The following is a 20,194-nucleotide window of genomic DNA, read 5'->3' as shown; positions in this document are numbered from 1 at the left end:
TTGTGTATCCGTCAATTTCCTTTATGCCAAAGCCCTTATCCTTCCCTGGAATTCTTTACCAGCTCTCTCACCGCCTGAAAATTTCTTTTACAGTTGTCCGTATCCCTTAATGTAAAAAACTCTTTCCGCCGCTTTTTATACTTTTCCTCTTCATAAAAATCTTTCCCCACACATGCAAAGAGAGACTTTACCAATTCTTCCTCTGTATAGCACACAGGGCCGAACCCATCGGCTTCATAGCTGAAATATCCTTCTGCATAATGCTTTTCCCTGAATTTCTTATAGTCAAACTGATAATAGCACAGAGGTTTTCCCATATAGGCAAAATCCATAGCAATGCTGGAGTAGTCCGTAACCAGATATGCACTTTCCATCAGCAGTTCCTGAACATCATAACTGCTGTCATCCGCTATGATGATTCTGGGGGAATGGCTCTCAAAGAGCCCGGGAAACTTGCGCATCTCCCTGTGCTGGTAAAAAATCAGAAATTTGTCCTGCTCTTCCAAAAAATCCAAGAGTCTTTTATCCCTTAAAAAATCCTGCCACCCCTTATAGTATTCACTATTTTTTATTTCATTTACGCTCTCAAATTCCCCTTTCCCGTTGGAGGGCGGGGAAATCCAGCTGCGCCAGGTGGGCATGGCTAAAATCTGTTTTTCCTTTGTCACTGCTTGGTGCAGATTGTCCAGCCTGCAAAGGCCAAGAAGCTGTACTGCCCCCGGCGGGTAATTAAAATTGTCCCTCACATACTCATACTCCCGCCTCGTACTGGTAACAAAAAGGGAAATTTTAGAGTTTTCATAGTGTACAAAAGGAAGGTCATCTTTTATAATCCCATGCTGGAGAAATACTCTAAGATTCTTTCGTATTCCATATACCTCAAGAAAGTAGCACACCGCCGCATTGGGTTTTCCCCCTTTTTGGGAACTGATATTCACCTCCGCCGCCAGATAGTATAACCAGTGTTTCCATGTGCCGTAGGCAACTGTCTCTCCCAATTCCGCCACTTTCCTGTAATCCGGGGAATCCGGTGCAATGGCATACACCGCATCCACCTGAGGCTCATGTTCCTTTATATAGCGAAACAGCCAATATCCATTGTCCCTGGCTTCCTCCCTGTTTTCACAAATCAGCCAGAGATGCTTCCGCTTCCTTCTATATAAATAAGCCGGAAACAAGGCCAGCAGAAAAAGTATAATATGGCCGAAATCCCCAATGGATACTTCCCTTAATTTGTTCCAGAATTTCTGTTTCATCGGTACTTCCTCACCCCATTCAATGCATAGCACAAAAAGAGCCACACCGCCTTCCACCAGGGAATCCCCATATACTTATAAACCCCGTAATGCATTTTTGCAGACTTTAATTTGTTTCTGGACTTGCCTCCCTGTGAGAGCCTGGACTTGAGCAAAGGCTCGTCAATGCCGTAAGCCGTCCCGTATTTTTGAAGTACCTTAAGCCATAAAATATAATCCTCGTGGAGTTCGTCATGGCACATATAAAACTCCCTGGCCGCCTTGGTCTTCATTAAAACAGAAGAACAGGGAATACAGTTGGTGCGAAGCAGGGACTTATAGGTTGCCGTCCCCGGCACATGAATTACTTTCCCCGTAGAGCCCCCCAGGGGCTGCATCAATTCCCGCCCGGAGTAAACCAGCACGGCATCCTCTTTTTGTATCAGTTCAAGCTGTTTTTGTAACTTCTCCCTGTCCCACCAATCGTCTCCATCCAAAAAGGCGAGATAATTTCCCCTGGCTTTGCGGATTCCTTTATTTCTGGTCTCCGCCACCCCAAGGTTCTTTTTATTACACAGATACAGGATTTCCCTGGCATGATTATGCCTGTTTTTTTCGGAGGGATTTTTCTTTCTCTCTTCGTTTTTCCGGATTAATTCCTGTACTGCATGTTTTGTCCCGTCTGTGGAACAGTCATCGATAACCAGGATTTCCACATCCGTTTCCACAACCTGTTTTAAGGCGGATTCCACCGCCTGTCTGATATATTTTTCACAGTTATAAGCCGGAATAATTACCGATATCATAAAACGTTCCCTCCTTCCAGGGTTTGGGCCATATCATAATAGGAAGCTTCTGTCAGGAGCCTTTCAACGCCGTCTTTTGGCCGTCCTCCACACCCTCGGACTTTTCTTTTTGGAACAAAATTTTTACAGTAAGAAAAATCAGTTTGATGTCCAGCCAAATCGTATACTTTGTAATATAAGTCAAATCCAGTTTTAATTTGTCGTAGGGCACTGTATTATACTGTCCATAGACCTGGGCATACCCGGTGAGGCCTGCTTTTGCCTTAAGGCGGAAGGGAAACTCCGGTATCTCCTTTGCATATTCCTCCGTTATCTCTTTCCGCTCCGGCCTTGGCCCCACAAAGGACATATCCCCTAAAAGGATGTTAAAAAGCTGGGGCAGCTCGTCAAAATGTGTTCTGCGGATAATTTTCCCCACAGGGGTAATTCTGTCGTCATGGGCTTTTGCCAGCCTTGCCCCATGTCTTTCGGAATCCACAATCATGCTCCGGAATTTTAAAATATCAAATTCCCTGCCCCCTAAGGTAAGGCGTTTCTGCTTATAAAACACAGGGCCTTTGTCATAAATCTTAATGGCCAGGGCGATGGCTATCATCACCGGGGAGGCCAGGACGATTCCCACCAGGGAAATCCCAATATCCATGCACCGCTTTAAAAACATTTGACGGTAGGTCAGGCCATTATTGCGAAACAGCAAAAGGGGCGTATCAAACAAGTCAATATTGTCGGCGTTAATAATCATAATATCCGATATCTTTGGAATGCTGTAACACCGGATATCCTTCTCAAAGCAGTATTTAATAAACTTGTTTCTGTCCTCCGCCGGAATATCCCCCACAAGGACTGCGTCATAGTGGAGCATTTTTTCCAGGATCGAATCCACCCCGGCGCTTAAGGCCACCTTGTCTTTTACATGGTACTTATCTTTTCTGGACTCCAGTTTGTGGATAATCCAGTCCGGGCTGATATCCCCGTAAATTAAAAGCATCTCATGGGGGGGATAAATGATGGTGTAAATCCACCGCATGAAAATTGCCCAGAGAAGAACAATGGTAAAATCCGCCAGTGATAAGAGCCACATGGGCCTGCTGTTTTCTAACAGACTCCAGTCGCCGTTAATCAGGGACAGTTGAAAATAGGTCACGCCGTTGACGCAGAGTATGGTTAAAATCTGGGAGTACATAATGTCCCAGGTTTTTAAATACCCCACCTTAAGGGCGCCGAATGCCCTGGAAAACGCCATGATAAATACGGCATATAAGCCGATCACAGCCCAGTTTCCCCTGTGCCAGTACGCCACCGGCATCATATCTTTATAATGATTGTACCAAAGCCATCCGTACATTCCGGTCTGGATAATCACAATCAAAAGCTTTGACCAGAACATAATCATCCGCTTGGTCTTTAAGGATGATGATATTTTCATGACAACCTCTATTTCCGCAGCCGTTTTTTCAACCTGTATTTCCTGTCAATTTTCTCTGCAAGCCACTCCGCCGCTTCTAAACTCATTGTCTCTATTTTAAGTTCCAGCACAAGAACCTCCTCGTCTTCCGGAATGGATTCCAACAAGATATTGGGATCTCTTGTGTCAAATAAATATAAATTCTCTTTTAATTTATGTCCATTACTCAGAAATTTTATAACTCCCTTTGGATTTCCATACCAGTGTAACTTCTTGATCTCCACAGTGACCGCCTCGTTTCCCGGGTCAATCCTAAGCCTTCTTGTACTGTATGGAATACGAATCATCAAATCGTAAACTCCATCCAATGCCTCACAACGGTAGGATTTTGTACTCTGCTCCGAAAAACCGTTTCCATTGTCAAAGTAAAAGGTAAGGGCCTGCTTCCGCTCAGTCTCCTGGATTTCATTTAACACACGCCTTACGTGATATACCGGTTTTCCACAGAAATCATAATCCTTGCGCAATGGGACATGGCCGCTGAGGATATAATTTTGAAAAGCCTCCTCCATCAGGGGGTAAACCTCCATTTCCTCCTGGGAAATCCCAGCCCTCTGATATATGTCATATTTTCTTAATACCTGCCTTTGAGGGCTGGTTTCCACATAATAGTGAATCATGCGGTATATCGTAAAATTAATGGGAATGGAAAACTCAAAAGACCACTCATAGTCAATCAGGGTCCAGCTTTCGTCCTCCCCCAAAATAATGTTGGGCAGAATACAATCTATACTGCTGTAGGATGGTGCCATAAGCCCCGAGGGAAGATTTACTTTGCCAAACACCCGGATAAAATCCTGGCTCATGTCAAACCTTCCCGAAGGCTTAAACTTCTTAAGCTCCTCTGCCACATCCAGAATCAGCTTGAGAACGCACTCTTCTTCCCCCGCCTCTAAAAGCCTGTCCGCCTCTTCCTCCAGGGTGCGGCCTGTGAGATATTCCAATTCCATCCCGCCTTCCCTGACCCGGTAGCGGTTTACCAAAAACCTGCTTTCTTTGTAAGCATTCACTAATTCCAGACAGGCCCTCTCAATGTGGGTAATATGAATCATGGAACGTCCGGAATCAGGAAGTTTATGAATATGCCGCCTGCCCTCCCGGTCCTCCGTGATACCGGTTAAAATATTATATTGTTCATGTCTGTCATTGGAAAATTTTATATACAAAATATTTTCCTGCTTTTTATTTTCAAGAGAAACATCATCTCTCCCGATAACCAGCAAATAGGAATTGGAAAATGTGGGAAAAAGCCCTTCCTCTATCAAGGTATCCATTGCCATACCCTCGTCAAACATGGTGAGGCGTTCCTCGTCAAAATTCCCCACCTGATCCCTCAGCTCCCCTGTTTTTGGAAGGTAATCATCCGAATACACGCTTATGGCAAAACGGTAATCCGGGAATGGATAATAAAATCTTCCCTGCAATCCTGTCTTTTGCAAAATCTCACACAATTCTTTTCTGCTGAAACCGGAAATATCAGGATCCTGCTCTAACCCGGCAAAATAGTTTCGGCTCTTCTCCTCCTTTGCCCCGCACCAGTATTTTAAACCCAGCTTGTTTTCCAGTGCCAGAATCAGCTTTCCGTTTTCTTTTAGCATTTCCATAAAAAAAGCAATCCCAAAAGATGCCTGGGAAAGCCGCCCCTTTGTAGAGTCCTTACATAATATTTCTGTTGTCTCCACAAAGTTCCCAATGCAAATCACATAATCAAATTTATCTTTAATTTTCTTGCACATCTCGGGTGGTATCACTGTGAGGTTTATTGGCTTTTCATGTAACTTATGTTCAATGGGTGAAACGCCGTTCCTAATATAAAGCACATCCTCTCCCTTTTTCAACGGAAGCCATGATACGATATTGCTCCTTAAGTATGAAGTGTTAAATATGTCGTCCATAAGGAATCCTCCTTGTCCTGCAAAAGTCACTCTACTGTAATACTAGTATTCATATCATAATACCCCACGGTATTTTTCGTAGACACCACCGTTAAGTTGCACACATCATAGAGCCTGTGGTACACCGTAAACTCCCCTTGGGGATATCCGGTACATCCCAGGGACAGAAGATATTCCCCTCCCTGCAAATCCATGTTCTGTTTAAAAGAGATAACCTGCACATCCCCCGCCTTTTTGGGGCTTATCTCGATTTTCTCAAAGAGAGTGTTTGTGCCGCAAAGTTCAATACCCATTAAATTTTTAAAGGAAAAGGCAAATATTGGCTCCGGTATATCTTCGTTAAACCGAACCTTCATTTTTACAGTCATCTCCGTGCCCTTTTCAATCACATTTGTCATTTTCCCCTTGTTATCCAAAAACACAAAGTCCACAATCTCCGCTTTCTTGCTGCCGTACTCTAAAACCTCCGGATTTATGGGCAGGGACTTCCGCCAAAGTTCCTCCCCTCCCGCCTGGTTCCAGGCTGTCTTGCCATTCTCCTCGTCGTCATCATCAAGCTGGTTCACCAACACCCGCTTGTACATATCCACCGCTTCTTTTGGCGTCCCCTCAAAAAGCTTATGTCCTTTATTCAGGAGAATTGCCCGGTCACAGTATTTTGTAATGCTCCCCAAATCATGGCTTACAAACAGTATGGTTTTCCCCATCTTTTTAAATTCTTCAAATTTATGGTAACACTTGGACTGGAAAAACACATCCCCCACAGAGAGGGCTTCGTCCACAATGAGAATCTCCGGGTCAATATTGATGGCCACCGCAAAGGCAAGACGGACAAACATGCCGGAGGAATAGGTCTTTACCGGCTGGTTGACAAAATCCCCGATATCTGCAAAGTCAAGAATATCCGAAAGGCGCTCATCAATTTCCTCTTTGGTAAAACCAATCATGGTGCCGTTTAAGTATACATTTTCAATTCCCGTATACTCCATGTTAAATCCCGCCCCAAGCTCTAAGAGGGCGGATATCCTGCCATCCACCGTCACCTCCCCTTTGGTGGGGTTTAACACCCCGGTGATAATTTTTAAGATGGTGGACTTGCCGGAGCCGTTGGTGCCGATAATTCCCACTGTCTCCCCTTTTTTTATCTCAAAATTCAGCTTTTCCAGGGCAAAATGCTCCCGGTAACACTTCTTTTTTGTCAAATTTAAAGCGTCTTTTAACCTGTCCCGCTGTCTGTTGTAGAGATGGTAAACTTTGCTTACCTCATCCACCTTAATTGCAATATCGCTCATAGAAAAAACCTTTCTCTGTATCTGCCTGTAAGCCTTTGCCGGCAAATCTATAATACATCCGCAAAATGCATCCGAAGTTTCTTAAAGACATAATTGCCCAAAAGCATAAATGCTGCCGTCACTGCCCAAAAGTAAAGGGTCATTTCCCACTTCTCCCAGAACGCCCTTTTGTACAGCAGAGAATCCCTGTAACCCTCAGTTATGTAATAAAGAGGGTTTAACTTTAATATAAATTTAAGCACCGGGCTGATATCCATGGTATCCATGTTCCACATAATGGGGGTGGCCCACACCCCTACCTGGAGCACAATGTTAATAATCTGGTTTAAGTCCCGGAAAAATACCACCAGGGCGCTGGTCAAATAGCATAATGCCAGGACAAAGACATACATGCTCACGGAGTAATATAATAGCTGAATGCTGTACAAATCCGGCAGATATCCCAATATCCCAAACAATACCAGTGCAAATCCCAGGAAAAACACGTGCACAAAAAGCGCCGAGTTTACTTTCACCATGGGAAGGATATCTATCTGGAACACCACTTTTTTTACCAGATAGGAATAGTCCAAAAGGGCCCTGGTGCCGCCGCTTAGAGCCTCGCTGAAAAAGAACCAGGGCACAAGCCCCCCCACAAGCCAGAGCACGTAGGGCACATCCGCCCCTGCTGCATCTCTCACCGGGGCAGGCTTAAACCCTTTTTCAAAGACAAACCAGTACACAAATATGGTAATTACCGGCTGAACAAAGGCCCAGATAATCCCAAGATAGGAACCTGCAAACCTGGTTTTAAAATCGTTGGCTGAGAGCCTTCCGATAAGTTTCCGGTTTTCATACACCCCGGAGAGGGTCAGCCCATGTTTTTTCTTGTCTGCTGCCATAAAAATTCCTCTTAAACCTTCTTAATTGAAAGACATGTATCCTATGCCTTTGCTTTAGACGCCGCATATTCCTTTATGCCGCCCCAGACTTTATCCTTGTCCGACATAATCAGGTCTTCTTCTGTCATTCCCTCCGGCATGGGCCATTCTACCCCGATATCCGGATCTTTCCACAAAAGCCCTCCCTCGTCATTGGGATGGTAAAAGTCTGTGACTTTATAGCAGAACTCCGCATAGTCGCTTAACACCACAAAGCCGTGGGCAAAGCCCTTGGGAATAAAAAACTGCTTTTTGTTTTCTGCGGATAAGACAACCCCAAACCATTTTCCAAAAGTTTCGGAACCTTCCCGCAAATCCACCGCCACGTCAAAGACTTCCCCGTTTACCACCCGAACCAGCTTGTCCTGGGGGAAATTTATCTGAAAATGAAGCCCTCTTAACACACCTTTTTTGGAGGCGGACTGGTTGTCCTGGACAAACTGGCAGTCAATCCCCGCCTCCTTAAAATCGTTGTAATTGTATGTCTCCATAAAATATCCCCGGGCGTCTCCAAATACGCTTGGTTCCACCACTTTTAAACCTGCAATGCCGTTGCACTCGGACGTTACTTTTATCTTTCCCATTTCTTCTGCCTCCTACTTAAGCAGTTCAGACAAGCCGAACCGTTACGATTTTATCTGAATTATAAGCCTTCCGCCACATCAATCAAATACTGGCCGTAGTCTGTTTTCAGAAGGGGCTGGGCCAGTTTCACAAGCTGATCTTTGTCAATAAAGCCCCGCTTGTATGCAATCTCCTCGATACAGGAGATATAAAGCCCCTGGCGTTTCTGGAATGCGGAGACAAAATCCGCCGCTGCAAGAAGCATGTCATGGTTTCCCGTATCCAGCCATGCAAATCCCCGACCCAAAGTCTCCACGGAAAGGGTTCCCCTCTGCAGATACGCATTGTTTACGCTGGTAATCTCAATTTCTCCCCTGGCGGAGGGTTTTACGTTTTTGGCAATTTCCACCACGTCGTTGTCATAAAAATAAAGTCCCGGCACTGCATAATTTGACCTAGGCTTCTCGGGTTTCTCCTCAATGGACAATGCCTTTCCCGTCTCGTCAAACTCCACAACCCCGTACTCCCTGGGATCTTTTACATAGTAGCCGAAAATAGTGGCTCCCGGCAGGCTTGTGGTACGCTCCGCCGCAGATTTTAACACCTTGGAGAAGCTCTGTCCGTAAAAAATATTATCCCCCAGGACAAGGGCCACAGCGTCATTTCCGATAAATTTCTCCCCAATTAAAAAGGCGTCCGCCAGCCCTCTGGGCTCCTCCTGGATTTCATAGGAAAAATCCATGCCAAGCTGCTCCCCGGAGCCTAACAGTTCCTTAAATACCGGAAGATCCCTTGGGGTGGAGATAATCAAAACCTCCCTGATCCCTGCAAGCATCAGGGTAGATAAGGGGTAATAAATCATGGGCTTGTCGTAAACAGGCATAATCTGTTTGCTGATTGCCTTTGTCAATGGGTAAAGACGGGTTCCTGACCCTCCTGCTAAAATAATGCCTTTCATCCGCATCCTCCTTTGAAACACAAGAAAGAAGGCTTACGGCTTCCCTATAAACCTTCCCTTCTGCGCATCTTATCTGTTTTTATACATATCCTCGTAGTATGTCTGGTAATCGCCGCTTGTAACGTTTTCCATCCAGTCCTCATGCTCAAAGAACCATGCAATAGTTTTCCTTATGCCGTCCTTAAACATGGTTTCCGGCTCCCAGCCGATTTCCGCCTTGATTTTATCCGGGGCGATGGCATACCTTCTGTCGTGGCCCTTCCTGTCCTCCACATAGGTAATCAAATCCCTGCTGATATGCTTTCTTCTCTCGTCATCCTCCGGGAGCATCTCTAAGAGGGTATCTAAAATAATCTCAATAATCTCGATATTCTGCTTTTCGTTGTGGCCGCCGATATTGTAAGTCTCTCCCAGCCTGCCCTTCTCCTGCACCATGTCAATTCCCTTGGCATGGTCGTCCACATAGAGCCAGTCCCTCACGTTCTTGCCGTCGCCGTACACCGGAAGCTTTTTGCCGTGGAGGGCGTTGTTGATAATCAGCGGAATGAGTTTTTCCGGGAACTGGTAAGGCCCGTAGTTGTTGGAACAATTTGTAATATTAGCCGGGAAGTGATAGGTGTCAATATATGCCTTTACAAGGAAATCTGAGGACGCCTTGCTGGCGGAATAGGGGCTGTGGGGACTGTATGGGGTTGTCTCATAAAAATATCCCCCGTCCTCCTCTAAAGAACCGTACACCTCATCCGTGGACACATGGAGAAACTTCTTGCCCTCCTTAAATGAGCCATCCGGAAGTTCCCAGGCTTCCTTGGCGCAGTTTAACATTACTGCAGTTCCCAATACATTGGTGGAGACAAAGACCTCCGGAGTCTTAATGCTTCTGTCCACATGGGACTCCGCCGCAAAATGCACCACCCTGTCGATATCGTTCTCTTTAAAAATCTTTGAAATGGCATCCTTGTCCGTAATGTCAGCCTTTACAAATGTATAATTGTCCCTGGATTCCACCTCTTTTAAATTTTCCAAGTTTCCCGCATAAGTCAGTGCGTCCACATTGATAATGCGGATTTCGTTGTCATATTTCCGGAACATATAGTGGATATAGTTTGACCCGATAAATCCTGCTCCTCCCGTTACCAGATAAGTCCTCATAATAAATTTCTCCTTTTCGTTTTTCCAATTTTTGTATTATAGCACCATATACGAAAAAACACAAGCCTGGGCTATCCCCTCACAAAAAGCTTTAAATAAATGTTTGCCGCAAAATTCCTGCACTTGCGGATAAAAACGCTTCTTTTTACATCGGAGTCCGTCAGGCGCAGCTCCTCTTTAAACTTGTTCACCAGGTGGATATGCTCTTTCACGTACACATCCGTCTTGTCCCCCGCCATAACTTCCCCGGTGTTGGAATCGTTTCTGACCCGGAAAAAATTTAAGGGTTCATGGATAATATACACATCTCCAAGGCATGCAATGGTTACCCAGAAATCATAGTCCAGAATGTAGGTGTACCAGGGGTCAAAGCCTCCCACCTTATCCAGCACTTTTCTGGGAAAGGTATTTGCCAGGGGAGCGCCAAAATAATTTTTCAGGAAAAATCCTTCCCTTGCAATTTTTTTCCCTTTGGTAAGGCCCCTTGTCTTGTACCTCTTATAAAACCCTTTCGGTTTTCCCTTTAAGTCAAAAAGCTGGGTGTCGCTTTCCGCTAAAACCGCCGTGGGGTTTTCTATTAAAGCCCCCACTTCTTTTTCCAGGCAGTCCTCCCGGAGCATATCGTCTGCACAGATTAATTTAATATACTCCCCTGTGCAGTGCTTTAAGCAGTTGTTCCAGTTTCCCGACATACCAAGATTCTTCTCATTTTTAATAAGTTTTATCCGGGAGTCTTTGATACTCTCAATCACTTCCACCGTATCGTCCTTTGAGTTGTCGTCACAGATCACCAATTCCAGGTTGGTGTAGGTCTGGCGCAGGATGGAATCGATGGTATCCTTAATATAGGCTGCATTGTTGTATGCTGGGATGCATACGCTTACTAACGGCTGTTCCATACAAAACTCCTTTTTCTCTACTGCTCTAACACTCCGCTTTTAAAATACTCCGTAAGTGCCTCTTTCCAGTCCGCCATTTTAAATTTGTCCCCGGCGGCAATGCGGAGCATATAATTGTCCAAGATGGAGTAGGCCGGGCGTTTGGCCGGGGAATTATATTCTTCCGTGGTAATATACTTCACCTTTGTATTTTTCCCTGCCTGTTTAAAGATTTCCACTGCAAAGTCCGCCCAGCTGCACTGTCCCTCGCAGGTGGCGTGATAAGTTCCGTAGTTCTCCGTAGGCTCTAAAAAGTGAATCATTTTTGCCAGTTCCACAGCGCTTGTGGGGGAGCCGAACTGGTCGGAGACCACGGTGATTTCCTCATGGTTTTCTGCAAGCTTTAACATGGTTTTCACAAAGTTTTTCCCTTCCCCGTAAAGCCAGGCGGTGCGCAGGATAAAATGTCTCCTGGAAAATTCTTTTACAAAAAGTTCCCCCTCGTACTTTGTTTTTCCGTAAGCGCTTATTGGCCCAGGCATATCAAACTCTGTAAGGGGCTTTGGACAGGTTCCCGGAAATACATAATCCGTGGACACGTGAATCAGCTTTGCCCCTGTCTTTTCACAGGCAATGGCCAGGTTTCTTGGGCCGATGGCGTTAATCTGATAAGCCAGATCCCACTGGGTCTCGCAGGCATCCACATTGGTGTGGGCGGCACAGTTTATCACCACATCCGGTTTTTCTTTTTCCATCAGGGAAAGCACTTCCTCCACAGAAGTGATGTCAAGGGGAATAACATCCTCTCCTGCCACGTCTGTGTTGATAAATTCCACATCCTCATCTGCATACTCTTTCCTTAACGCCCTTCCAAGCTGTCCGTTGCAGCCTGTAATCAGAATTTTTTTCATCTTATTTCCTCGCTTTCTATAACATTCGGTTCAGTAAAAACAGTCCCCGCACCACCCAGTTGTCCAGATTGCTCTGACGGTACCAGTCATGGTTGAACAAAATGGAAAACCTTCCGGGAAAATACTCTGCCTCTAAAATGGCATCCACCAGTTTGTCTTTTTCCGGCTTCGTGTGGTAAAAATGTTTAAAATCCATTAACTGCTTTTTCAAATCTCCGTGCCTCTTCTTTAAATCACGGCTTTTGGCCCGAATCATTGCCAGGGCGGAGCCGCTGGCTCCCACCTCGTTGCCCTGATGCTGGCGGTAGTAAATATAGGAATTTTCGTCATAGTACATGCTGCCAAGGTAAGTAGCTACCATATAGCACCACCAGTCGTGATGAATCACATCCTCCGGCAGCCTGTCTTTTATAATAGAAACCAGCTCCCAGTTCATTAAAGTGGTGCAGCCGGAACAGATGCTCTCTATGGCCGCATTGCCAAATCCCGGCCTTAAATGGGGATTTTGCTGTTCTTCTAATTTTTCCAGGTTTTCATTTACAAGGGTTTTTGCCCCGCAGTATAAAGCCGGCCCCGTCATGCGCTCCAACTGCTGCACTGCCTTTTCTATCTTTTCCGGAAGCCAGTAGTCGTCCTGGTCGCAAAACCCTATGTAATCACCCTGGCTTTTTTTCAGCAGTTCAAAAAAGCTTTTGTTGATTCCCAAGTTTTCCCCCTGGAAGGCTTTGATATTGGAATGTCTCTCCTCGTATTCTTTTAAAATAACAAAGGTATCGTCTTTTGAGCCGTCGTCCCGGATTAAAATATCCACATCGGGATAACTCTGGGCAAGAATAGAGTCAAGCTGTTCCCTGATATAATCCTCCCCGTTGTAAGTTGACATTAGAATCTGCACTTTTTTCACTTGTTTTTCCTTACTTATCGGATTACTTTCCGCATCGCCACACATGTCACTGTTCATGATTCTTTACTTAGTATTCTCCTTTTTTTCTAATTTTATAGGCAAAAGCCAATCTATGATTCTTCTTTTTCCCCGGCGCTTTCCAAAGATTTCTCCAAAAGGGCCATCTCCTGGGTCAGGCGTTTTAACTGCTCCGCCTGCCTGGAAACTTTTGTGGTAAGCCCAAACACCAAGAATAAGGTAAAGCAAAAACCAAAGAAAAACATCATATTTACCGGAAGTTCGATGCCTAAAAGGTGTACCAGCCAGTCCATGGCCGATGGAAAAATATCTAAAATCAGCACAATAACCCCTACGGCAAGCCAGGATAAGGCAAAACGGATGTCCAATGCTTCCTTACGCACCATATTGATAATGGATACCAGTGCAAGAATCAGCACAATGGCCACAATAATCTGAATTTTTAAGCTCATATTCTACCTCCGCAATGCCGCTATCAAAATGGCCAGTGTCACTTTTATCATATAGTAGACAGATTTTTTTGGCGAAATGGAAGAAACCCCTTCTTCCCTGGCGTTCATCTGCACAGGAATTTCCTCCACTTTTTTTCCCTTTTTCAAAATGGTCACTACGCTCTCCGGCTCCGGGTAATCCTTGGGATAATTTTTTGCATATATCTCTATCACATCCCGGTTTGCCATGCGCATCCCTGATGTGGGATCGGTGATTTTCTGCCTGGTGATAAGCTTGATCAGCCAGGTAAAATACCGGATGCCCAGCCGTCTTAAGCCGGAGGACTGAAATCCCTCTTTTTTTATATACCGGGAGCCGATGACCATATCCAGATGTTCCCTCTCAAGCTTATCCGCCATTTCATTCAGATAGCGGGCATTGTGCTGCCCGTCCCCGTCAAACTGCACGGCGATATCATAGCCATTGCGGAAGGCATAGACATAACCAGTCTGCACCCCTCCCCCGATGCCTAAATTCACCGGAAGGTTCACCAAAGGAAACCCATGCTCTCTGCACACAGTAAGAGTCTTGTCTGTGGAACAGTCGTTAATCACAATATAATCAAACTCCGGGGCGTATTTTTTTACGTCCTCCACGGTTTTTACAATCCCTCCCTGCTCATTATATGCAGGGATAATCACTAATTTTCTCATAGTACTCTCTCCAACGACAGTAAAATTCCATAGATGGCTGCACACTGTAGACATACAGCCAGAAACATATAGGCCCTGGTGTTGTCCTTTTTTAAAATGATATTCTTATTTGGAAACAGCATCAGAAGCACTGGAAGGGCCGGCAGGAGATACCTGCCCTGGATTCCCGCTATCTCCGTGGAATTTTTTGGCGTCCAGCTCATAAACATAGACACAAGGACCATGCCCAGGGGCATAAGGGCCACAAGGGCGTAAAATATTTTCTGCCCCAAAGTAATCTCCATATTTTCCCTGGCCTCACACCGCAAAAGAGATAAAACCATAAGGAGAAGCAGTCCGTAAATCACAAGCCTTGACACAAAGATATTCAGCCATCCAAGCTGCATCCCAAGCATAGTCTCCAAAAATCCGTCCCCAGATAAAAACAGGGTGCGGACAGACAGGCATATAAATGTTAAAGGTTCTTTTAACAATCCTGCCGCCCCGTATGCCTCCCCGGCCAAGTAAGAATTTGCCGCCTGCTCCTCCGTGGGGGCTGCCACATACAGCACATAGCTTAAGGTGCTTGACAAAAATGCTGCGATAGCTATAAAAGCCATAATCCCCACAAAGGCCCACTTCTGTTTTTTATCTTTAAAACGGCTGATGGGAATCAGCATAGTCAAAAGGCAAAGAGGCATATACGTCCCCCCTTTGCAGATGGAGAGCATCACCATAAACACTGCATACAAAACAACCTGCCGGTTTGTGAGAGGCTTACTGGTATAAATCAGCCCAAAGAGTACCGCCAGGTACAGAAGGGCAATTTCTATCACCACGGAATCATAGGAGTAGGAACAGCACTGTTGTATGGTCATGGGCAGGATTGCCATAATAAAGGCCGCCCCTTTCCCCATAGGCATCAGGCGAATCATCCAGTACATGGTAAAAAGATAAAACAGGATAGAACAAATCCGTCCCAGCACAATAACCATCACGCCGTTTAACCCGAAGGCTTTTCCCAAAAATATCCCTGCCATTCCCGGAAGATAAGTCACCATGGGGGCCTGGGTGTCAAAACGGTCCACCTCTGTCACCCCAGCTTCTCTTCCCTTCTTAAAAACGGCTTCTTTTAACCGGTCATACTCACAGAGGGAAGGGGTTGTCTCAAACTTCTGCATACCGTGAAAATCTTCCGTGTCCATGAGCACAGTCCCTTCCGTCTGCTGTTTTCCCATAATACGGTTTAAGTGATAGTAGGCTTCCTTAAAATGCACTTCCTCGTCAGGCACGGAAAGAGGCGGCAAAAGCAGGAGGTAAAGGACCGCAAGCATTGTCCCGGTAAAGAGAAATACCTGCTCCGGCTTTTTCCGAAATACCGCCAGCAGGAAATATGTCCCTGCCAAAAGGAGGTAAACCATCACTGCCCCAAAGACAAACCACTGTTTCCAGTACAGGAATTGATGACCTGCAGTAATAATATTGATATTTTCTGACACAGGCTCTGCGTTTACACAGAGGGAAGCTCCTTTTATCTCTTTTTCCGAAATCCCCACTTTAAGGCCGATATCCGGATTTAAATCCTCCGCCCTAAGGGTGAGAATTAAGTTTTTCCCCTCCCAGCCGGTCTGCCGCCCCAGAAAGGAGGCCAGAAGATTTTGGCCGTCCTCCAAAAGGTACACGTCATAATCTCCCTGCATCAGGGCTTCCCCCTGGTTTTCTCCGTCGAGGATACTGATGTGAATCACGCCCAAATCCCTGCGCTCTTGATTTGCCACCAAATCCTTTAACACGGACTCCTCCAGGGAAATTTTTGTCCCTGCGCACAACAGTTCGTCCGAGTGGTAACGGAAGGTCTGTTCCAGGAAATCCCCGCTTTCTAATTTCAGGTATTTCCCCTCCTGGGCCTTAACCGCCGTTTCCACCCGGGGCATTACCATCCGGGTTACGATTGTTGTTTTATATACCAGAAAAGCGGCAATCACAAAAATCACCGTCATTGCTGCCAGCTGTATCTGGTTTTTCTTAGATAATTCCAGTTTCTTCCCTGCCGTCTGTGTGGACTTCATAAAAGCCTGTCCTCCTATATCTATTCGCCCAATCCATCCTCTATCATCTGTACAAGATATGCCAGAGCTTTCTCTTCGTCTTCCCCTTCACAGACAAGTTCAATTTCATCCCCGCACTTAATGCATGCCCCTAACACGCTTAACACGCTCTTTGCGTTGGCTGTGTTTCCTCTATACTGAAATGTAATCAAGGATTTGAAATTCATTGCTTCCTTACACAAAATCCCTGCAGGCCGAAGATGCAGGCCCGTAGGATTTTTTATTATAACTTTCTGGCTAACCACTATAATTCCCCCTGTTTTTTCTAAAGCATAATCTTTGTAATTAATTCCGCCAGTGCTTTGGCGTCTTTTTCAATTTCCTGCTGATTTTTCCCTTCAATCATGACCCTGACCAAAGGCTCTGTCCCGGAAGGACGGATCAGAACCCTTCCCTCCCCGTTAAATTTCTCCTCCAGAATCTGAATGGCCTCTGCGATTTCTGCGTAATCCATATAATGCTCTTTTTTATGGTTGGGAACCTTGGCATTCACAAGGGCCTGGGGCAGAACCTCCATCACCGATGCCAAATCTGATAATTTCTCCTTGGTATCCACCATAACTTTTAAAAGATGCAGTGCACTGAGCAGGCCGTCTCCGGTGGTATTGTCGTCCAGGAAAATAATATGCCCGGACTGCTCCCCTCCCAGGTTGTAGCCATGTTCCAACATATTCTCAAGGACATACCGGTCTCCCACTTTTGTCTTTTCAATATGGATATTTTCCCGCTCACCCATAAGGGAAAAGCCAAGATTTGTCATTACTGTCACAACTATTGTATCTTTCTTTAATTTTCCCTGGCGCTTCATATGGTTCCCGATAATGGCCATAATCTGGTCACCGTCCACAAGCTGGCCCCCTTCGTCTACCGCCAGCATCCTGTCGGCGTCCCCGTCAAAGGCAATTCCGATATCCGCCTTCTCATACACCACCCTGGCCTGCAGCTCTGACATATGGGTGGAGCCGCAGTTGGAGTTGATGTTGGTTCCGTCCGGGTCTGTGTGGATACTCACCAGGTCCGCCCCCAGCTCCTTTAATGTCTTTACGGAAGTGTAATAGGATGCCCCCTCTGCACAGTCCACCACAATTTTAAGCCCGGACAAATCCACGGGAACCCTTTTTTTCATAAAAGAAATATATTCATCCTGAATATCAAATCGATATTCAATTTTCCCCACCCCTGAGCCTGTGGGAATGGGTACATCTTTCATATTGTTGCGAATCAGAGTTTCTATCTCATCCTCTAATTCATCTTTTAATTTATAGCCTTCTCCATTGAAAAACTTAATGCCGTTAAATTCCATGGGATTGTGGGAGGCGGAAATCACCACCCCTGCGTCCACCTTATGTTTTCTTGTGAGATAGGCAATGGCGGGGGTGGGAACTACCCCCACATAAATAGCGTTTGCCCCCACGCTGCAGATTCCTGCCATCAGTGCGCTGGCAAGCATCCCGCCGGAAATTCTTGTATCACATCCCACGATAATGGTGGGCTGGTGTTCCTGCTCCCTGGTAAGGACATAAGCCCCTGCCATTCCAAGTTTCGTTGCCAGCTCAATGGTAAGCTCCGTGCCTGCCACGCCCCGTACCCCGTCTGTACCAAACATTCTGCTCATGATTCATCCTCCATCTGCCAAAAAACTCCCTTTCTATTACTCAGCAGGATTGCTGTTATTCTCCGTATGGCTGCCGTTTCCGGGAGCAGAGCCTCCTGTACTGCCTGTTCCCGTATTCCCGCTGCCGGCTCCTGTTCCTGCACTTCCTGTGCCCGAAGAATTTCCTGTGTTTCCGGTTCCTGTACTTCCGGCTGTTCCCGTATTTCCCGTTCCCGTGCCAAGGTTTTCCCCGTCTGCATCTATAATATCCACCGTCACCGTAGCGGATTTCACCAGGGCAAACCTGCCGTCTAAATTTAATTCCAGATTTAATTTATGTTCCCCATCTGTCATTCCGCTGGCATCGATGCTTCCTGTAAGAGTTTCCGAGTCCAAATCATCCAAATCCGTGGACAACCCTTCCAGTTCAATTTCCACCGACTCCTCCAAAAACTTCACACTATATTCCTGGGAGAGATTTGTCACTGTAATATTTGCCGTGGGAACTTTAAACTTCCTGGTCTCATGTTTTTCCAGTTTCACCCGCACATCAATTTTGGCCTGGCCGGGCTCCACCAGAGTCACCCCTTCCGGGAGATAGGAAGACACATCCACAGTTTTTTCAATATCTTCCGTGGCGTCTGTCAAATCCAGCACTTCCTTTGGCACCGTAATGCTGTTCATGGTATTTAACACTGCCACCTGGCCTTTTACCCGCACCGTCTGGGGACTGTATTCCGTACCAATATATTCATATCCGTCAGGTGGTGTTCCAGATGTCTGAAAATTAATGGTCACTTCCTTTGTATCCAATATCTGTACCGAGGCGGTAACGCTCTGCATATTAAAGGACAGTTCCGAGGTATTCATCTCGTTTCCCTTTGCGTCATAGAGAAGGGGAATTACGCTGTCGATCATATCGCTGGTCATATTGTTTACATCCACCCTGGCAATGACTTTATCCACCATCTCCACCACGGAACTCGGGCCGGAAACCCTTAAAATATTCGGGGAAATGCTCACAGATCCCAGGGCTTTTTGGTCTCCCACTTCCCCCACTGTCTCCACTGCAATGACGAAGGATTCCGAGCGCAGTTCCTCCACTTCCAGCTCCAGATAATATGTCTTGTTTGTCACAGACACGTTGCTGGTGTAGCGCTGGGGGGTAATGTCAATGGGCACCCGGCTCATATTTTCGATGGATTCCATATCCGCCACAGCCTTAAAATCGGAATTGCTCATCCTCTCTAAATAGGAGCGTTTTCCGCTGGCTTTAAAGGTAACAGTACTGCTGTTGTTTACAATTTCATAGTATTTGCCAATTCCCGTGAGATAATTCCCATTTTCAATACTCACCGTAGTGGTAAATGTCCTGGTGGTCTTTGGGTCGTCAATATTTACCACCACAAGCCACAAAGCAACAGAAAACAAAACAGCCAGGATTTTAAGGCCAAAATTATTCGTAATCAGCTTTGTTATCTTTTTGAGCATCTCTTAGCCTCCTTTTCAGCAAGCCCCGCCTTTTCTTTTCCGGCTCATATTTCTGCTGCAGCATTTTAAGCTGGGCCTTTAACTGGTCTGCAGCCAGATTGCGCATCAGGGATCCTCCAATGGCAACAGAAATATTTCCCGTCTCCTCAGAGACTACAATGGTGAGAGAGTCGCTGACCTCGCTGATTCCCACGGCAGCCCTGTGCCTGGTTCCCAGTTCTTTGCTCAATTCCATGTTGTCGGAAAGAGGAAGGTAACAGGTGGCGGAAACCACTCTGTCTCCCCGGACAATAATCGCACCGTCGTGAAGCGGCGTATTTTTTTCAAAAATATTAATCAAAAGCTGGCTTGTGACAATGGCATCCACGGTGATTCCCGTGCGCTCATACTCGGTAAGCATCACGGAGTCCTCCATTACAATTAATGCCCCTGTTTTTACCCTTCCCATCTCATAACATGCCTTCACCAGCTCGTTTATGGTTTTTTCACTAAACTTTTTCACTTCATTTTTTCCAAATTCAAAGGACAGCCACCCTGTGAGGAAGTTTTTCCTTCCCAACTGCTCTAAGGCCCGGCGCAGTTCCGGCTGGAAAATAATCACCAGTGCCATAACTCCAACGCTGATGGTTTTCTCCGCAATCCACAGTATGGTATTCATCTGGAAAACCGCTGCCACCAGAACAAACATCAAAATCACAAGAAGTCCTTTAAACAGCATCCATGCCCTGGTATTTTTAATCCACACCAGGACGTTGTAAAGCAAGAACGCTATGATAACAATCTCCACGATGTCTATCTGATTAATCACCGGAAGGTTCATCCAGGTGAGATATTTGTCTTTAAAAGTACCCATCATAGATACAAAATGTTCCACGCGTC

19 protein-coding genes are annotated in these 20,194 nt (G+C 45.8%); all 19 read right to left on the bottom strand.

Annotated elements, in window-relative coordinates; all coding sequences use genetic code 11:
• Positions 1–35 precede the first annotated feature (35 nt).
• On the bottom strand, positions 36–1,256 hold the full coding sequence (locus D7Y06_RS03120; protein ID WP_120406380.1) for a CDP-glycerol glycerophosphotransferase family protein: 1,221 nt from the start codon (positions 1,254–1,256) through the stop codon (positions 36–38).
• The gene (locus D7Y06_RS03115) at positions 1,253–2,041 is read right to left on the bottom strand and encodes a glycosyltransferase family 2 protein (RefSeq protein ID WP_120406379.1); all 789 of its coding nucleotides are present in this window, start codon (positions 2,039–2,041) and stop codon (positions 1,253–1,255) included. Before D7Y06_RS03115 ends, D7Y06_RS03120 begins: the two co-directional genes overlap by 4 nt.
• 52 nt (positions 2,042–2,093) lie before the next feature.
• Entirely contained in the window at positions 2,094–3,467 is a 1,374-nt protein-coding gene (locus tag D7Y06_RS03110; protein ID WP_120406378.1) for an exopolysaccharide biosynthesis polyprenyl glycosylphosphotransferase, read from the bottom strand.
• 8 nt (positions 3,468–3,475) lie between these two features.
• The gene (locus D7Y06_RS03105) at positions 3,476–5,401 is read right to left on the bottom strand and encodes a hypothetical protein (protein ID WP_120406377.1); all 1,926 of its coding nucleotides are present in this window, start codon (positions 5,399–5,401) and stop codon (positions 3,476–3,478) included.
• A 26-nt stretch (positions 5,402–5,427) separates the two neighbouring features.
• On the bottom strand, positions 5,428–6,693 hold the full coding sequence (locus D7Y06_RS03100; RefSeq protein WP_120406468.1) for an ABC transporter ATP-binding protein: 1,266 nt from the start codon (positions 6,691–6,693) through the stop codon (positions 5,428–5,430).
• Positions 6,694–6,740: 47 nt separating this feature from the next.
• Positions 6,741–7,574, bottom strand: coding sequence for an ABC transporter permease (locus D7Y06_RS03095; RefSeq protein ID WP_120406376.1), 834 nt, complete (start codon positions 7,572–7,574; stop codon positions 6,741–6,743).
• A 41-nt stretch (positions 7,575–7,615) separates the two neighbouring features.
• Complete coding sequence (rfbC, locus tag D7Y06_RS03090; RefSeq protein WP_120406375.1) at positions 7,616–8,197, bottom strand: dTDP-4-dehydrorhamnose 3,5-epimerase; 582 nt, start codon at positions 8,195–8,197, stop codon at positions 7,616–7,618.
• 59 nt (positions 8,198–8,256) lie between these two features.
• The gene (gene rfbA, locus D7Y06_RS03085) at positions 8,257–9,135 is read right to left on the bottom strand and encodes a glucose-1-phosphate thymidylyltransferase RfbA (RefSeq protein WP_120406374.1); all 879 of its coding nucleotides are present in this window, start codon (positions 9,133–9,135) and stop codon (positions 8,257–8,259) included.
• A gap of 69 nt (positions 9,136–9,204) precedes the next feature.
• A complete protein-coding gene (gene rfbB / locus D7Y06_RS03080; protein WP_120406373.1) occupies positions 9,205–10,287 on the bottom strand; it encodes a dTDP-glucose 4,6-dehydratase in 1,083 nt (360 codons plus the stop codon).
• A 71-nt stretch (positions 10,288–10,358) separates the two neighbouring features.
• Complete coding sequence (locus D7Y06_RS03075) at positions 10,359–11,186, bottom strand: glycosyltransferase family 2 protein (RefSeq protein ID WP_120406372.1); 828 nt, start codon at positions 11,184–11,186, stop codon at positions 10,359–10,361.
• Positions 11,187–11,203: 17 nt separating this feature from the next.
• Positions 11,204–12,076, bottom strand: coding sequence for a dTDP-4-dehydrorhamnose reductase (rfbD, locus tag D7Y06_RS03070; RefSeq protein ID WP_120406371.1), 873 nt, complete (start codon positions 12,074–12,076; stop codon positions 11,204–11,206).
• A 16-nt stretch (positions 12,077–12,092) separates the two neighbouring features.
• On the bottom strand, positions 12,093–12,980 hold the full coding sequence (locus D7Y06_RS03065) for a glycosyltransferase family 2 protein (RefSeq protein WP_158591199.1): 888 nt from the start codon (positions 12,978–12,980) through the stop codon (positions 12,093–12,095).
• Between the two features lie 110 nt (positions 12,981–13,090).
• The gene (locus D7Y06_RS03060) at positions 13,091–13,450 is read right to left on the bottom strand and encodes a DUF2304 domain-containing protein (protein ID WP_120406369.1); all 360 of its coding nucleotides are present in this window, start codon (positions 13,448–13,450) and stop codon (positions 13,091–13,093) included.
• 3 nt (positions 13,451–13,453) lie between these two features.
• Positions 13,454–14,143 carry a glycosyltransferase family 2 protein gene (locus tag D7Y06_RS03055; protein ID WP_120406368.1) on the bottom strand — a complete coding sequence of 230 codons (690 nt, stop codon included), beginning with the start codon at positions 14,141–14,143 and terminating at the stop codon, positions 13,454–13,456.
• Positions 14,140–16,191, bottom strand: coding sequence for a DUF2142 domain-containing protein (locus tag D7Y06_RS03050; protein WP_120406367.1), 2,052 nt, complete (start codon positions 16,189–16,191; stop codon positions 14,140–14,142). The genes D7Y06_RS03055 and D7Y06_RS03050 overlap by 4 nt, the downstream gene beginning before the upstream one ends.
• Before the next feature lie 20 nt (positions 16,192–16,211).
• Positions 16,212–16,475, bottom strand: coding sequence for an HPr family phosphocarrier protein (locus D7Y06_RS03045; RefSeq protein WP_120406366.1), 264 nt, complete (start codon positions 16,473–16,475; stop codon positions 16,212–16,214).
• Between the two features lie 20 nt (positions 16,476–16,495).
• On the bottom strand, positions 16,496–17,845 hold the full coding sequence (glmM, locus tag D7Y06_RS03040; RefSeq protein WP_120406365.1) for a phosphoglucosamine mutase: 1,350 nt from the start codon (positions 17,843–17,845) through the stop codon (positions 16,496–16,498).
• 36 nt (positions 17,846–17,881) lie between these two features.
• On the bottom strand, positions 17,882–19,315 hold the full coding sequence (locus D7Y06_RS03035) for a CdaR family protein (protein ID WP_120406364.1): 1,434 nt from the start codon (positions 19,313–19,315) through the stop codon (positions 17,882–17,884).
• Positions 19,281–20,168 carry a diadenylate cyclase CdaA gene (gene cdaA, locus D7Y06_RS03030; protein WP_442970370.1) on the bottom strand — a complete coding sequence of 296 codons (888 nt, stop codon included), beginning with the start codon at positions 20,166–20,168 and terminating at the stop codon, positions 19,281–19,283. Before cdaA ends, D7Y06_RS03035 begins: the two co-directional genes overlap by 35 nt.
• Positions 20,169–20,194: the final 26 nt, after the last annotated feature.

The sequence above is a fragment of the Roseburia sp. 1XD42-69 genome (assembly GCF_003612565.1).
GTDB lineage: Bacteria > Bacillota > Clostridia > Lachnospirales > Lachnospiraceae > Roseburia_B.
The sequence above is the reverse complement of the archived record's forward strand: the minus strand, read 5'-3'. Positions and strand labels throughout refer to the sequence as shown.

What these genes read in the sequence shown, in the direction of transcription:
- cdaA (WP_442970370.1), bottom strand. Translation starts at nt 20,168, where the DNA reads ATGGGTACTTTTAAAGACAAATATCTCACCTGGATGAACCTTCCGGTG.
- D7Y06_RS03060 (WP_120406369.1), bottom strand. Translation starts at nt 13,450, where the DNA reads ATGAGCTTAAAAATTCAGATTATTGTGGCCATTGTGCTGATTCTTGCA.
- rfbA (WP_120406374.1), bottom strand. Translation starts at nt 9,135, where the DNA reads ATGAAAGGCATTATTTTAGCAGGAGGGTCAGGAACCCGTCTTTACCCA.
- D7Y06_RS03120 (WP_120406380.1), bottom strand. Translation starts at nt 1,256, where the DNA reads ATGAAACAGAAATTCTGGAACAAATTAAGGGAAGTATCCATTGGGGAT.
- rfbD (WP_120406371.1), bottom strand. Translation starts at nt 12,076, where the DNA reads ATGAAAAAAATTCTGATTACAGGCTGCAACGGACAGCTTGGAAGGGCG.
- D7Y06_RS03105 (WP_120406377.1), bottom strand. Translation starts at nt 5,401, where the DNA reads ATGGACGACATATTTAACACTTCATACTTAAGGAGCAATATCGTATCA.
- glmM (WP_120406365.1), bottom strand. Translation starts at nt 17,845, where the DNA reads ATGAGCAGAATGTTTGGTACAGACGGGGTACGGGGCGTGGCAGGCACG.
- D7Y06_RS03075 (WP_120406372.1), bottom strand. Translation starts at nt 11,186, where the DNA reads ATGGAACAGCCGTTAGTAAGCGTATGCATCCCAGCATACAACAATGCA.
- rfbC (WP_120406375.1), bottom strand. Translation starts at nt 8,197, where the DNA reads ATGGGAAAGATAAAAGTAACGTCCGAGTGCAACGGCATTGCAGGTTTA.
- rfbB (WP_120406373.1), bottom strand. Translation starts at nt 10,287, where the DNA reads ATGAGGACTTATCTGGTAACGGGAGGAGCAGGATTTATCGGGTCAAAC.
- D7Y06_RS03035 (WP_120406364.1), bottom strand. Translation starts at nt 19,315, where the DNA reads ATGCTCAAAAAGATAACAAAGCTGATTACGAATAATTTTGGCCTTAAA.
- D7Y06_RS03115 (WP_120406379.1), bottom strand. Translation starts at nt 2,041, where the DNA reads ATGATATCGGTAATTATTCCGGCTTATAACTGTGAAAAATATATCAGA.
- D7Y06_RS03095 (WP_120406376.1), bottom strand. Translation starts at nt 7,574, where the DNA reads ATGGCAGCAGACAAGAAAAAACATGGGCTGACCCTCTCCGGGGTGTAT.
- D7Y06_RS03055 (WP_120406368.1), bottom strand. Translation starts at nt 14,143, where the DNA reads ATGAGAAAATTAGTGATTATCCCTGCATATAATGAGCAGGGAGGGATT.
- D7Y06_RS03050 (WP_120406367.1), bottom strand. Translation starts at nt 16,191, where the DNA reads ATGAAGTCCACACAGACGGCAGGGAAGAAACTGGAATTATCTAAGAAA.
- D7Y06_RS03100 (WP_120406468.1), bottom strand. Translation starts at nt 6,693, where the DNA reads ATGAGCGATATTGCAATTAAGGTGGATGAGGTAAGCAAAGTTTACCAT.
- D7Y06_RS03110 (WP_120406378.1), bottom strand. Translation starts at nt 3,467, where the DNA reads ATGAAAATATCATCATCCTTAAAGACCAAGCGGATGATTATGTTCTGG.